Source organism: Enterococcus sp. AZ063 (assembly GCF_051715045.1).
GTDB classification, from domain to species: domain Bacteria; phylum Bacillota; class Bacilli; order Lactobacillales; family Enterococcaceae; genus Enterococcus_D; species Enterococcus_D casseliflavus.
In genome coordinates, this window is the sequence record NZ_JBIOTA010000001.1 from 2,654,201 (window position 1) to 2,668,656 (window position 14,456).

Genomic DNA, 14,456 nt, shown 5'->3' on the forward strand with positions numbered 1-14,456 from the left:
AAGAGAGGACGATTCCTTTGAAAAAAAATAAAGTATCCACCTTTGTGAATACAAGAATGGGCTTTTTTTTCCTATTAGCCCTATTATTTTGGCTAAAAAATATCTTTGCCTATATGGTGGACTTCCACCTAGGTATTGAAAGCAGCATTCAGTACTTCATCTTATTCATCAATCCGATCGCAACGACTTTGTTGCTGCTGTCGATCGCATTGTACGTAAGAAGAACCAAAGCAGCTTATATCACGATGCTTGTGATTTATTTCTTGATGACTCTGCTGTTGTTCTCCAATGTTTCGTACTATCGAGAATTCACTGACTTTATCACCATCAACACGATGCTTGGTGTAGGAAAAGTGGCAAGTGGTCTAGGAGAAAGCGCAATTCGCTTGTTCCGTCCCTACGATGTGTTGTATTTCATTGACTTTATCGTGCTGATTGCAGCCTTTTCAATGAAAAAAATCAAAATGGACACTCGTCCTGTGCGGGCACGGATGGCTTTTGCGATCTCAACCTTAGCTGTCATGGTCTTTTCTGCCAATCTTTTCTTAGCAGAAGCGGATCGTCCTGAACTGCTTACTCGAACGTTTTCTCGTGACTATTTAGTGAAATACCTTGGGATCAACGCCTTTACGGTTTATGACGGCGTGCAAACCTATCAAGCTTCGCAAGTACGTGCCGAAGCAAGTCCCAACGACATGAACGAAGTAGAAAGCTATGTCAGAGAACATTACGCGGAACCGAATGATGATCTGTTCGGTATCGCAAAAGGCAAGAACGTCATTTATATTCACTTAGAAAGTGTTCAGCAATTCTTGATCGATTATAAATTAAAAGATGAAGATGGTGTTGAACATGAAGTTATGCCATTTATCAATAGTTTGTATCATAGCGATAGCACCTTTAGTTTCGATAACTTCTTCCATCAAGTAAAAGCTGGGAAGACCAGTGATGCGGAAACGTTATTCGAAAATTCCTTGTTCGGATTGAATCAGGGGGCATTATTCACTCAACTGGGTGGGAAAAATACCTTTGAGGCAGCGCCAGATATTTTAGGTCAAACCCAAGGCTATACCAGTGCGGTTTTCCACGGAAATACGGGTACCTTCTGGAACCGAAATGAAACCTACAAACGGTTTGGCTATGATTATTTCTTCGACGCATCGTATTATGATGTCAATGATGAAAATTCATTCCAATACGGTTTACATGACAAACCGTTCTTTGAACAATCGGTACAATACTTAGAACGTCTGCAACAACCGTTCTATTCAAAATTCATTGCAGTTTCTAACCACTACCCATATTCTGAATTTACCAATGAAGAAGGCGGCTTCCCGCTAGCGAACACTTCTGATCAAACGATCAATGGGTATTTCGCAACCGCGAATTATTTAGATAAAGCCGTAGAAGAGTTCTTTAATTACTTGAAAGAAAGCGGCTTGTACGAAAACTCAGTCATCGTTTTATATGGTGACCATTACGGAATTTCCAATTCTCGGAACCGCAACTTAGCAGAATTGCTTGGAAAAACAAGTTCGACTTGGACAAACTTTGACAATGCTTCATTGCAACGTGTCCCTTATATGATCCATATTCCCGGACAATCAAACGGCGGCATCAATCATACGTATGGTGGCCAAGTTGATGCGTTGCCAACCCTCTTGCACTTACTCGGTGTCGATACATCGAACTATATTCAATTGGGACAAGATTTATTCTCTGATCAAAATGAACAACTGGTTGCCTTCCGCGATGGCGACTTTGTGACACCAGACTACACTTACTATAGCAGTACATTGTATGACAATCGTACCGGCATGCCGATCAACGATCCATCCGATGAACTGCAAGCGAAAGTCGATGAGTGGAAAACCAAAGTTGACAAACAGCTGTCGGTTTCTGATCAGATCAACAATGGTGATCTCTTACGTTTCTATGCGAAGAGTGGTTTAGAAGAAGTCGATCCTTCGACCTATAATTACAAAGACGCCCTTCAGCAAATGATGGATATCGAAAAGAATCTAGGCAGTGATTCAACCAGCGCCTTTTCTCAAAACGGCAATCAATCGACCGTCGATCTGTACCAAACAAAAACCTTCCAAGAATACCAGCAGATGACGGAACAAGATAGCGGAGAATAACCTATAAGTACTACAAGATCAATCCAGCAAGGCGGATGCTTTGCTGGATTTTTTTCGGCTGTTTTGTTCGTAAAAACCCGATTTTTTCTATTGCTTTTTTAGCTTCGATATTTTACTACAAGAACTTCATACTTTATTCAAACTCCCCTTTTATACTATAAAATAGGATGAGGTGAACTAGATGAAAACTATACATTTTGCGATTGCCAGCATATTTTATCATAAAAAAGCCATGGTGCTTTATACGCTTGTATCCTTCTTTGCCGTGATTGGCTTGATCGTGACCTTCGCCTTGATCTACTCAATGGATCAAGTGATCGCTCAAACCAGAGATCTCTTAACAACAGAAGATTTGCAAACGAAAGTAGCGGAAGAGATCCAACCAGTCACGACGATCTATCATCAACTGTTCTATTTGATTTTTAGTGCCTTTACACTGGTCTTTATCGGCTTTCAAGTTTATTACCAATTATCGAAACGCTCAGAGTACACTGCCTGGTTAGCAAGCGGTGCCACCACCAGACAATGGGTGGCGATGCAGTTGCTTGAAATGCTCTTGCCGCTTTTAGCAGCTGCCGTGATCGCCTTTGTGTTGTTGCTGCTCTTCCAGCCTTATTTCCAGCGAGAATTGCTTAGCGGGCATATCATCGCTCTTGATCGTGAGCGTGCTTCGGATCACTTTTGGGAGGCTGTTCAAAGTCTTCCTGGTCAAGAATTCGCCATTACGATCCCGCAAAACAGTCAAATTCTTGTCCAAAATGTTGACTTGAACAGCACCACTTGGCTGGCTATTTTATTTGAGAGTACGCGCCACACACTTATCGTATTGCTTGCTGCTGTTACCAGCTTTACTGGTCTGATTGCTAGCGGACATAGTCTGTATTGGAGGAAAAAACAATGGAAAAACCAACTCAGCTAACGAAATCAATTGGTTTCTTTTATGTTGCGAAAGACAATGAAACAAAAACATCTGAATTAAGCTTGCTGCTTTCACAAAAAAAAGCAATCTTGATTCGCGCACAGTGGCCCTCCGTCCCCTTTTTATCGGTCATGGACAATGTATCTCTTGCAAATAAAAAAGGGGGCGATTTAGAGGAAGTGCTGCCTTATGTACAGCTTCCCTTATCGGCTTTGAAAAAAGATCGAACAGAGTTAACACCCTTTGAGGAGCTCAAAATTCAACTGCTCTTAGCTTTACTTTCAGAAAGAGAAACCCTTTTAATCGAAAATGTCTTGAGCACATTAACAACGAAAGAGGTTCAAACCCTGCTGCCCTTGTGTCAAGAAATCGCCGAACAATTTGCTGTTGCCATCTATTTGATTCATGAAGACGAATGCTTTGCCCATACCCCTTATACTACTTATCTATAGTTTACATAGCCCCCAAACAAGAAGGCTTGCTTGCAAAAGCAGGTCTTTTTGTTTGGACTGCTGCCACTGAACCGCAAAAAAAATCGACCGGCTAAGCGAATTGCTGCCGGTCGATTGCTATTCTTCATTTAAGTCGATATCAGGAAAAGAGATTTTAAACGTCGTGCCTTTGCCAAGTTCACTTTCTACACTGATCTTTCCTTTGTGCAGGCGTACGAGCTGTTCAACGATCGATAGGCCCAAACCTGATTCACCAAATTGACGGTTTTTACGGGAAGGATCGACTTTGTAATAACGATCCCAAATATTCTTGACTTGTTCTTCAGACATGCCGATTCCCGTATCACTGATTTCGATGATCGTTTCCAAGTAGCCTTTTTCGATTCGAACCCGAATTTCTCCATCTTCCGTAAACTGGATCGCATTTTGTAAAATATTGACCATGATTTGGACGAAACGATCGTAGTCGGCATAGACGTCAATTGGCTCTGTTGTTTCTAAAATCAACACATCTTTGGCGATTTCTGCCTTGCTCTCAAGTTGCGTCAGCAGATTTTTAATGGTTTGCGTTGCATCGAATTTTTTGATGACCATCGAGATTTGATTGGTTCGGATTTTCTCGTAGTCAAGGTTTTCGTTGACTAACCGAATCAAGCGATTGGTTTCATTTTTCATCAAGCGGATCGCATTGTCCTTTTGATTTTCAGGAATCGCGTTGTACTCTAACCCTTCCAATAAGCCATTGATGGTCGTCAAAGGCGTGCGCATCTCATGAGAAGCGTCTGCCATAAATTGCCGACGACGTTCTTCTTGTCGTTCAATTTCCTCTTGCGACTCTTTTAAGGATTTCGTCATTAAATTAAAATCTTCGGCTAACTCATCAAATTCATCCCGATTATGCACTGGCAAGAAGATATCAAAATTGCCATTGGTGATCTCCTTGGTTGCTCGTTTCATGCGATTGATCCGCCTTACTTGGAACGTAGCAAATAGGTAACTGATCAATAAGGAAACGACGATCGAGATCAAACATACTTTAAACAAGTTTTGGTTAAAAGCACTGACAAGATTCAAGATGCTGCTTGCCGATTGTGAAACCACCATCACCCCGTAAAAATCCGTTCGATTGACAGAAAAAGGAATCAAAACATAGGAAGTCAGTTCTTTTTCCCCATATAGATTCGTGGGTGATGTCAATTGCAGACGCGCCCCGTTTTCTAAGGATTGCCAGTCTTTTTCAGAAATTGGAAAATCCACCGCACGAGTCGTATCTAATGGATAAATAATGTCATCGGGGCTTTTAAAGAAAGCAAAAGAAATGTCTTGGTTGCTCAAAATATTTTCAGCCAAATGCAGAGAATATTGCAGATAGCCATCTCGCGTCATATTTTGCTGCAAATATTCTGAATCGCTGATTTGCGAAATCGTCGCGACCGACGAAGCATACCCCATTAACTGCTCATAATTTCGTTCTTGTAATGTTTGGCGCGTCATTTGTGTAAACGCAATACCAATCGTCATCAAAATCACGAAGATCACAACAAAAAACGCAATCAGCTGTTGATACAAGTAGCGCATTAAGCAGCACCTGCATCGTCAAATTTATACCCCACACCCCAGACGGTTTGAATGATCTGAGGTCCCACTTTTTCTATTTTTTGTCTTAGTTTTTTGATGTGCGCATCAACCGTCCGTTCATCACCAAAATATTGGTAATCCCAAACTAGTTCTAACAATTGCTCTCGTGAAAAGACTTGCCGCGGTTTTTTCGCTAACGTATAAAGCAAATCAAATTCCTTCGGCGTCAACCCATCGATGGGTTTGCCATTTAAATAGGCTTCCCGTGTTTTTGTGTTCATTTTGAAATGATCGGTCACAACATCAAAAGTTGCATCGGAAGCTTCAGGCGTTGTTTTTTCAACCAATTCACTGCGGCGGTGTAAGGCTTTGATCCGCGCGATCAAGGTCAGTGGACTAAATGGTTTCGTCACATAGTCATCTGCCCCCATCTCCAACCCGATGACTTGGTCGCTTTCTGAATCACGAGCCGTCAACATAATAATAGGTACTGTACTGGAGATTTTGCGAATTTCGCGCGCCACCATCATGCCATCCATGGAAGGAAGGTTCAAGTCAAGGGTGATCATGTCCCATTTGTCTGGTTCAGCAGCAAAGGCTTCCAGTCCTTCTTTGCCGTCGTACTTAAAAGCCGCTTCCCATCCTTCATTCAAGAAAAACATTTGCATCATTTCAGAAACAGATTCGTTGTCTTCAATCATTAATATATTCATTTTCTTCACCTCTATGTTCTTTATCAAATCGTTGCAGATTCTCTTCGATCAGGCCAAAGATCGGCACGATGAACCAAGGGATCGCGATCATTTCAACTAGGAAAAAATTGGTCCATTCTTGCCATTTCAAGACAAACCCAATGAGAGCCATGATTCCGCCAAAAAGCAGAAAATAACGGGCGCATAGTTTCTGAGCATGCCGCCAGTTGCGTTCATTTTGTTTTGCTAAATAGGAACGGTAGCCATAAATAAGGTTCATTTTTTTTGATGGAAAAAGAAAAAAAGTGAGACCAATCAAGAAAAAAATGATGCCAATTACTAAAAAAATCATCGTTTCACTCCATTCTTCCTATAGTATACTCGAATTTCTTTCTTCTACCAACAACTTCACCGATTATTCATAAAGGTTTGCCTTTTTTTCAATCTTTGATAAGATTGTGAGTGGACTATGACTATAAACCTTAGGAGTAAGATACATGACCTATAAAGCATTAACTTTTTTTGATCTTGACGGTACGCTTTTAGATGAACACTCGCAAATCACATCCGAAATCGCTGAAGCGATGGCGATGTTGCGAAAAAACCAAGTACTGCCGATCATTGCAACGGGAAGAACCGAACCTGAAGTTACCGCCATTCGTGAAGCAGCTGGGATCACCTCGAACATCGTTATGAATGGTGCCTTTATCCGTATTGACGGCAAAGAAGTTTTTTCCGATACCCTTGAACCCGAACTTTGCGCACGGATGTTCCAAGCAGTGAAAGACAATGGCGATGAACTGTGTTATTACAATGAGAAAGGCTATTGGGCGACTGGACATACTGAGGAAATGATTGGTGCGTACAACTACGTCCGCAGTCCTTTACCAGAAATCGATCCTCTGCATTATGAAACAGATCGGACCAATATGTTGTTGGTTTTAGGTGTCGGCAACGATGCTTATTATCATGAGCGTTTTCCAGAATTAACTTTTTATCGTAATACCCCCTTTTCCATCGATGTCGTAAAATCTGGCACCTCTAAAGGGACGGGCGTAAAAACCTTGGTAGAATTGTTGGGTCTAGAAGATGTACCTACCTTCGGCTTTGGTGACGGCAGCAACGACTTCGCTCTTTTAGAAGCCTGCGACCACAAAATTGCAATGGGAAATGGAATTCAAGAGTTGAAAGAGTTGGCAGACTTCGTGACCCTGAAAAATACCGAAGGCGGGATCGTGCACGCCCTGAAACACTTTGACTTAATCTGATTCTTTGCATACAGGCAAAACTATGGTATACTAATGAATGGTAGCGATACCCCTTTTATCAAGGGGATGTTACGGATTCGACAGGCATAGTTGAGCCTGAATTGCGCTTCGTAGGTTACGTCTACGTTAAAACGTTACAGTTAAATATAACTGCTAAAAACGAAAACTCTTACGCTTTAGCTGCCTAAAAACAGTTAGCGTAGATCCTCTCGGCATCGCCCATGTGCTCGAGTAAGGGTCCTATTCTAAGTGGGATACGTTTTATCTTTCCGTCTGTAAGATAAAAAAGAGATCATCAGACTAGCGATACAGACTGCCTGTCACTCGGCAAGCTGTAAAGCGAACCTTCAAATGAGTTGACTATGAGCGTAGATTTTTAGGTAGCAATATGTTTGGACGCGGGTTCGACTCCCGCCATCTCCATAAAGAAAAATCGATTAGATTTTCGTAGTTTTTCCTAAGTGTTCAAAACCTTGATTTAAAGAGGTTTTGAACACTTTTTTTGTATTTTCGGATTCGCAATGTTTTTCGTAGTTTTTCTTATTTGGTAGTCATTTGGTAGTCAAATGGTGGTCAAATTTTATCTTCGCATCGATGTGCTTTTCCTCGCTTTTCTTAGATTGTATTTCTTATACCGATTGAACCTAAATTAATTGTTCAAGTGAAGTCAGATGCTTTTTTAAGCAATCAATGCTCTTCAATGGCGTACCTTCTCACCAAATTGTATACGAATCTCTTTTTTGCGAGTTTTTCTTGGGCTGATTTTTTTACTCTATTTTTGATTTAAGGCTTTTTACTCCTTAGTATCTTTAGATACACTTTTTTTCCACTCCTGTTTTGTGTTCTCAACGGCTTTCTTTGCTTCTAAAATAGTTATTTTCCCTGCCTCATCGCATGAAATTTTTTGAAGATGTTTCTTTTCATCAAAGCTTGATGTAAGTTTCATAATCTGCTTGATCATCAGCAATCTATGATAGTTCGTTGCTGGCTTGATATGACTCTGCCTCAGTAAAAAAAGTGCTAATTAAAGTGTTTTCGATTTCTCTACAATTTCCTTTACTCGTTCACAAAAACTATCTGGATTCATTCCAGGTTCCATTTTCTCAGCCTCATCAGGAAGTAAATCATTCAGGTACAATGTAGCTTCCTTGTTTTCGGTATACATTTCCTCGTAGTGATCGACTAAATAATGTTCCAAATCTATGGAAAACATAAAAAAATTGATTTCTTCGGAAAGTCCTTTTTTAATAAAATTGAAAAATTTATCCATTCATCACACCACCTTGACTAAAGTTTATCAAAATATTACAAAGCGTTCTTTACCTTCTCCTTGAATCTTGTAAGGTCTTCTTAAAATTTAGCATGTTCCTTCTTCTCTTTATGATCCTCAGTATCAATTTTTCTTCCAATCAAACAATTAGTGATTTATGTTCCATTCCTCTGTCCACCATAATTTTATGTACAATAATAGTACTCAACCATTGATTTATGATTGAGTGCTATTTATCTTCTATTAACTCGATTGATTTCAAATCTGATTCAGCATAGATTGCGGATCCAATTGATATTTCTTCTTCTCCAGAAACAGAGGTATACCCATCAGTTTTAATCGCTTATTTTCATCTGTATAGAATCTACCCGTCTGTTATGCCTCGCAGAAACGACACAACGCTTAGAATCGTACGTGATCAAATGATAATCGCCTTCCCTTCTTTCTTATCCTTTGATATGATGTTTGCATCAAACGAAGGACGTGATTAGATGAAACTAACCTTATTGGCACCCTCTTTTTCTGTCATCCAAGTAGAGCGTATTGATCCTTCGATACTGAAGATCGTTCCTCTATTTTTTGCCCATACGTCAGAAGAACTTTCTTTGGTGTTACCAACGGCAAAGGTTCCAGCTGAAACACTAAACAGAGAAGATGGATGGAAAGCGATGAAAATAATTGGTGTGCTGGATTTTAGCTTAATTGGCATTATTGCAAAAATCTCTTCCCTTCTAGCCGAGGAGTCAATCAGTATTTTTGCTGTTTCTACCTTCAATACTGATTATATTTTAATCAAGGAGCATCAGATAGAACAAGCTCGTACTGTTTTAACCGCCAATGATTATTCCTTTGTCAATTGAGAAAAACTTGTTCTTCCTTACGACAAGTTACTCTCGCTCGCTTTTTGAAATACAAAAGAACGACTGAACCAAAGAAGTTCAGTCGTTCTTTTGTATTTCACTTGTCGTTTAACAAAGATAAGAGTACTGGGTATCCCAAATAAAAGACTTCCCCAAGCTTTCATTTGCCCCAGTACTCTTCATTGCTCGTTGTTAAGATAATCATAATACAAAAATGATTTTTATTCAATAACTATGCTTTAAAAATAAACAAAATGCTATTTTGTGACAATTTATAGGGGTTTCACTTCATTTCTAGCTAATATTCCCAATATCTGTTTATATTCTAAATCGTTACGTGAAGCATCAGTTGATGAGATGCGATCCCTTCGATAGCGATCCTCCTTCTTTTAAAGTTTTGAATTTGAGGAAATTCAGCCTTGTCAATCTCGCCTTCCCATGCTACCATGGTTATGCAAACGTTAACATTAAAATGCACACGTGAACATTAATTTGAGGAGGATTTTTAATGGCAAAAATTACAGATGTACAAACAGCGTATTATCGGATACCTCTTCCAGAAATCATGGAAGATGCGAAGCACGGCTTACACACCCACTTTGAAGTGCCTATCGTCAAGATCGTTACTGATGATGGACGTGAAGGGGTCGGCTATACGTATACTGGTGGCTTCTGTGGCGAATCGATCGCCAAACTGATCGATAAAGAACTAAAAGCGATCCTTTTAGGGAAAGATCCAGCATGTGTGGAAGCCTTGTGGGATCAGATGAACTGGGGCATCCACTATGTTGCCAGAGGCGGTTTAGCAAGTTTCGCCATTGCGGCTTGTGATATCGCCTTGTGGGACTTACGTGCGAAAAAAGCACAAGAACCCCTCTACAAACTTTTAGGCGGCGCAAGCAACAAAGTAAAATGCTATGGTGGTGCGATTGATCTAAACTTTCCTCTTGAAAAACTCTTAGCCAATAATCAAAAATATTTAGACATGGGATTAAAAGCGGTCAAAATCAAATTGGGACAAAAAACACTTGCCGAAGATATTGCTCGAATAAAAGCGGTCAGAGAATTGATTGGTCCTGAGGTTGTCTTTATGGTGGATGCCAACATGAGCTGGTCTGTTGAAAAAGCGATCAAAGCCGCCAAACTGATGGCGCCTTATGACATTTTGTTCCTTGAAGAACCAACGATCCCCGAAGATTACGAAGGCTACGCTCGTATCGCTAAAGAAGGGCAAATTGCGGTGGCAGGCGGAGAAAACTTACGCACCCCTATCGAATTTGCTCATATGATCAAATATGGCAATGTCGATTTTCCGCAACCCGACGCTTCCAATTGCGGGGGGATCACCGGCTGGTTGAAAATTGCTGCCTTAACACAAACAAGTAACTTATCTGTTTCTACACATGGCATGCAAGAATTGCACGTTAGTCTACTAGCAGCGATGCCTAATGCTGGGTATCTCGAAATGCACAGTTTCCCAATCGATCAATACACCACGAGACCGTTAGTGATCGATCCATCCGATGGCTGTGCGATTGCCCCAGAAGAACCAGGGATTGGCGTCACCTTTGACTGGGAGAAACTTGCTCCTCATAAGCAACCCTTTTAACTGAAAACCCACGCTGATTTCCTTTAGGATGAGGAAATCAACGTGGGTTTTTATTACAGAATCAATGGTTTTTCTTCAAATTGAAGCCACCGTTCATCAATCAGGGAACGATACCAAGCGGCTGATTTTTTTAATGACCGAGTCCGTTCTTCATTTAGCTCGATTCGTACGAGACCATAGCGGTTTTTGAACGCATTCATAGGTGAAACGCAATCGGTAAATGCCCAAAGCATATAGCCTTCGCAGTTGGCGCCTTCCTCGACGGCTTTTAGCAGCCAGTAAAGATGTTCGGTAATAAACTGAATCCGATAATCATCTTGGACTTGACCTGTGGCATCCATATACTGTTCTTCATTTTCCCGCCCCATACCATTTTCAGTGATCAGCCATGGAATATTGCCATAATTCTCTTTAAGATAATTGGCCATATCGTACATGACCTTCGGATAGATTTCCCAGCCACGGGAGTTATTCATTTGTTTTCCTGGCAAATCAAAGGTCTCATAAAACATTTCTGGATGAAATGGTGTATCCGAATGCCATTGATATCGTGGTGCCCGCACGCGTTTCGGGTAGTACTGATTGACACCTAAGAAATCCACCGTATGGGTGCGGATCGTTTCCAAATCTTCTTCTGTCGGATCAAAGTAGATGTCATAGGTTTGGCAAAGTGTGATAAGTTCATCTGGATAATGCCCCTTGACCATTGGATCAAAAAAGATTCGGTTGAAAAAAAGATCGTACATTTTTTGCGCGTTTTGATCCTCTGGTGAGGAAGAGCGTGCGTAAACCATTTCTGGATTTAGCACACAACCGATGCGCCCCTCATAGCCTTTTTCATGATAGACAGCCACCGCTTGGGCGGATGCCAATACTTTGTGATAATTCCAAAGCATCCATTTTTTTGTGTTTTGCTCATGGGGCCAGCGGATCGCATCGAGATAGCAACGAGTCTGAATAACGATCGGCTCATTGAAGGTAAACCACTGTTTGACTCGATCACCGTAACGCTCGAAGGCGATTTCGGCATAACGGGTATATAGATCGACCACTTTCCGCGAGCTCCAGCCATCATAGGCATCCATCAAACTAGCTGGCAGTTCATAATGTTCCAAACAAAGCATCGGTTCGACCCCAGCCGCAAGCAATTGGTCGATAAGCTGATCAATATGAGCAGCATAATCTTCGTCAACGATCAGCTGTTCATGGTCGGTAAAGAAGCGCGCCCAGTTGATCGATGTTCGGTAATGGGTCAAATGAACCTCCTGCATCAGTTCAACATCCTCTGAAAACTTTTCCATAAAATTCGTCGCAACAGCAGGCCCGTAGCCATTATGCCAGACAAAGCGTTCTTCTTTGTACCAGCGGTCGAGATACGAATCTTGCCCTTCTTTCTTTCCTTGCCAGCCTTCTGTCTGCCAAGCAGACGAAGCAGCCCCTAAAATAAATGTTTCAGGTATTTTTACCATTTTTTTAAAACTCCTTTATGCAACTTCATTGGTCGTACGATTCATTACCAAAACAAAAGGTAGATAGATCAAAATCGCCACGACAATACAGATAACTTGCGTGATCACAGCCCCGATATCCCCAGCAGTAGCTAGATAAGCATTGACGATCGGTGGCATCGGCCATGGGACCATTACCACGGCTTTAGCGGCAAAGCCTAGACTTGTCGCCACGTACCCAATCGTTCCTGTTACTAACGGTGTCAGGATAAAGGGAATCGCCAAAATGGGATTCAGCATAATTGGCATTCCGAAGATCACTGGCTCATTGATATTGAAAATCCCAGGTGCTAATGACAATTTAGTGATTTGGCGCATGTCCTCCCGCTTGCCGACGATCAAAATCGCAATCAGCAACCCAATCGTAACCCCAGAGCCGCCCATACTCATATACATATCCCAAAACGGCATCGTAATAATATTGGGTACTTCTTTTCCAGCTTCAAAAGCTTCCGTATTGACAGCGATCGCTGCCAGCAACAATGGTTCGCGAATGGGTTTGACCATCTGGTTCCCATGAATCCCGATGACCCAAAAAACTTGTGCGATAAACATCAACAACAAGATACCTGGTAATCCTTGGACGATCCCTTCCAGTGGTCGTTGGACGACATTGTAGATGATATCGTAAGCATACATCCCTGTGAGTGCTTTGATAGCAAAACCAGCGGTGGCGATGATGGTCACGGTGAAAATCGTTGGAAACAATGCCGAAAAACTTGCCGAAACATTCCCTGGAACACTATCAGGCATCGTGATCTGCAGCCGTTTTTGTCTTCCTAACCACGCATAAAGCTCGATGGAAACGATCGCAACGAACATGCCTAAAAATAGGCCTTTCGTGTCAGTATATTGCTTAGCCAGCACGTTTTCGGCAACCACCGTCGCATCTTCGTGCAAAAATTCAAAGATCATTGGATTAACAGAAAGATAAGACATCACTGCGATGATTCCTGGAAAGACCCCAGAAATCTTATTTAATTTTGCTAGCTCAATCCCAATCAGAAACACTGCATAGATCGTTAGGAAACTCAACGTCACATAACTGACCGCAGATGAGATCGGTTTTAAACTTTCTAAAAAGCGCAGTGCCTCGATTTGTGCCAATCCATTTTCAGCATCAAAAACCATTGCTGAAAACAATGTACCAAACGCCCCTGTAATGATTACTGGAATCAAAGCAGCAAAGGCATTTTTAATGACCATGATGTAGCGTAAATTATTGATCCTATTGGCAAACTTTCCTAAAACGTCAGCGAGTCGATCCATAAATCCTTGCATAAAACTCCCTCCTATACCCCTATTCTTCAATTGTTAGAAAACGATTACATTACAAATGTAATTCATTTCCTGAAGAATGTAAACGCAGGAAAAGCCTTCAAAACAGGGTATGTAAAGCTCCACGTTTACATACTTCGTTTTATCACTTATTATTATTTTGAGGTGAAGCAAATGGCGAACTACCATGACATCGCTGCCGATTTACGGAGCAAAATCAATCACGGGTTTTACGAAGAAGAGAAAAAATTGCCGAAGCAATCCGAACTGGCTGCGGATTATCAAACGAGCCGCGTGACGATTCAAAAAGCATTGAATATTTTACAAATGGAAGGCATTATTTACGGTAAAAAAGGCACGGGTACGTTTATCAGTGATTCCTATTCAACCTTCGATTACAACGCCAAGATCAATCGTGGCCTGACCAAGCGCCTTGGAGAGACAGGAAAAATCACCAGCAAGATCATTTCTTTTGCCATTCTTTTTCCCGATGAGAAAGAACAAGAAAAACTAAAAATTCGCAGTGACCAGCAAATTTATGATATCGTTCGTTTGCGCCTGTTTGACGATATACCCGTGGTTTTAGAATATACCATCATGCCGCTTCATGTCATTCCTGGCATTACCGAAGAAGTCTTATCCTCTTCCGTCTATAGCTACATCACGAACCAACTCCACTCCTCGATTGGAACATCTGTCCGTCGTATCAAAGCGGATCGTGCAGACACCTATGACCAGCAATACTTAGCTTGTGCTGCCACCGATCCCATTTTAGAAGTTGAGCAAACGGTTTACCTCGGCGATGGGACGCCTTTTGAATTTTCACAATCACGGCACCGCTATGATATGGGGGATTTTATTGTTGTAAATAATTAATACGC

At 41.3% G+C, this 14,456-nt stretch carries 14 protein-coding genes and 1 other RNA gene; 8 read left to right on the forward strand and 7 right to left on the reverse strand.

All coding sequences use genetic code 11. The features are described 5' to 3' along the window. The first annotated feature begins 56 nt into the window (after positions 1-56). The 3 genes from IGK61_RS12510 to IGK61_RS12520 all read left to right on the forward strand — a co-directional run bounded on the left by IGK61_RS12510 (position 57) and on the right by IGK61_RS12520 (position 3,512). A complete protein-coding gene (locus IGK61_RS12510; protein WP_074536106.1) occupies positions 57-2,141 on the forward strand; it encodes an LTA synthase family protein in 2,085 nt (694 codons plus the stop codon). 181 nt (positions 2,142-2,322) lie between these two features. Further along, positions 2,323-3,060, forward strand: a complete 738-nt coding sequence (locus IGK61_RS12515) for a hypothetical protein (RefSeq protein ID WP_005229124.1) — start codon at positions 2,323-2,325, stop codon at positions 3,058-3,060. Beyond that, positions 3,039-3,512, forward strand: coding sequence for a hypothetical protein (locus IGK61_RS12520; RefSeq protein WP_074536007.1), 474 nt, complete (start codon positions 3,039-3,041; stop codon positions 3,510-3,512). The genes IGK61_RS12515 and IGK61_RS12520 overlap by 22 nt, the downstream gene beginning before the upstream one ends. Positions 3,513-3,629: 117 nt before the next feature. Here the strand turns inward: IGK61_RS12520 and IGK61_RS12525 are convergent, their stop codons facing one another. The 3 genes from IGK61_RS12525 to IGK61_RS12535 are packed head-to-tail and all read right to left on the reverse strand — an operon-like array spanning position 3,630 to position 6,134. Continuing rightward, positions 3,630-5,090, reverse strand: coding sequence for a sensor histidine kinase (locus IGK61_RS12525; protein ID WP_005229120.1), 1,461 nt, complete (start codon positions 5,088-5,090; stop codon positions 3,630-3,632). Next, positions 5,090-5,803, reverse strand: a complete 714-nt coding sequence (locus IGK61_RS12530; RefSeq protein WP_010749704.1) for a response regulator transcription factor — start codon at positions 5,801-5,803, stop codon at positions 5,090-5,092. The genes IGK61_RS12525 and IGK61_RS12530 overlap by 1 nt, the downstream gene beginning before the upstream one ends. Continuing rightward, positions 5,784-6,134 (reverse strand): SdpI family protein, encoded by a 351-nt coding sequence (locus IGK61_RS12535; protein ID WP_010749705.1) that lies wholly within the window; start codon positions 6,132-6,134, stop codon positions 5,784-5,786. Before IGK61_RS12535 ends, IGK61_RS12530 begins: the two co-directional genes overlap by 20 nt. A gap of 145 nt (positions 6,135-6,279) precedes the next feature. Between IGK61_RS12535 and IGK61_RS12540 the strand changes: the two genes are divergently transcribed. Together IGK61_RS12540 and ssrA are read left to right on the forward strand one after the other, a co-directional pair. After that, positions 6,280-7,050, forward strand: coding sequence for a Cof-type HAD-IIB family hydrolase (locus IGK61_RS12540; protein WP_005231883.1), 771 nt, complete (start codon positions 6,280-6,282; stop codon positions 7,048-7,050). A gap of 62 nt (positions 7,051-7,112) precedes the next feature. Further along, positions 7,113-7,476, forward strand: a transfer-messenger RNA (tmRNA) gene (gene ssrA / locus IGK61_RS12545). 367 nt (positions 7,477-7,843) lie between these two features. On the opposite strand, the gene IGK61_RS12550 is transcribed toward ssrA, so the two are convergent. Both IGK61_RS12550 and IGK61_RS12555 read right to left on the reverse strand, forming a co-directional pair. Further along, on the reverse strand, positions 7,844-8,011 hold the full coding sequence (locus tag IGK61_RS12550; RefSeq protein ID WP_074536009.1) for a 3-oxoacid CoA-transferase: 168 nt from the start codon (positions 8,009-8,011) through the stop codon (positions 7,844-7,846). Between the two features lie 63 nt (positions 8,012-8,074). After that, a complete protein-coding gene (locus tag IGK61_RS12555) occupies positions 8,075-8,320 on the reverse strand; it encodes a nitrogenase subunit molybdenum-iron protein alpha (RefSeq protein WP_074536011.1) in 246 nt (81 codons plus the stop codon). 491 nt (positions 8,321-8,811) lie between these two features. Here IGK61_RS12555 and IGK61_RS12560 point away from each other — a divergent pair, with 491 nt between their 5' ends. Continuing rightward, positions 8,812-9,180 (forward strand): ACT domain-containing protein, encoded by a 369-nt coding sequence (locus tag IGK61_RS12560; protein WP_074536013.1) that lies wholly within the window; start codon positions 8,812-8,814, stop codon positions 9,178-9,180. A 508-nt stretch (positions 9,181-9,688) separates the two neighbouring features. Then, positions 9,689-10,789: a mandelate racemase/muconate lactonizing enzyme family protein gene (locus tag IGK61_RS12565; protein WP_074536015.1), complete on the forward strand. Its 1,101-nt coding sequence runs from the start codon at positions 9,689-9,691 to the stop codon at positions 10,787-10,789. A gap of 53 nt (positions 10,790-10,842) precedes the next feature. Here IGK61_RS12565 and IGK61_RS12570 read toward each other — a convergent pair whose 3' ends face one another. Beyond that, positions 10,843-12,258, reverse strand: coding sequence for a glycoside hydrolase family 1 protein (locus IGK61_RS12570; RefSeq protein WP_074536017.1), 1,416 nt, complete (start codon positions 12,256-12,258; stop codon positions 10,843-10,845). A gap of 15 nt (positions 12,259-12,273) precedes the next feature. After that, the gene (locus IGK61_RS12575) at positions 12,274-13,578 is read right to left on the reverse strand and encodes a PTS sugar transporter subunit IIC (RefSeq protein ID WP_015510115.1); all 1,305 of its coding nucleotides are present in this window, start codon (positions 13,576-13,578) and stop codon (positions 12,274-12,276) included. Between the two features lie 171 nt (positions 13,579-13,749). Between IGK61_RS12575 and IGK61_RS12580 the strand changes: the two genes are divergently transcribed. Further along, positions 13,750-14,451, forward strand: a complete 702-nt coding sequence (locus tag IGK61_RS12580; protein ID WP_074536019.1) for a GntR family transcriptional regulator — start codon at positions 13,750-13,752, stop codon at positions 14,449-14,451. Positions 14,452-14,456: the final 5 nt, after the last annotated feature.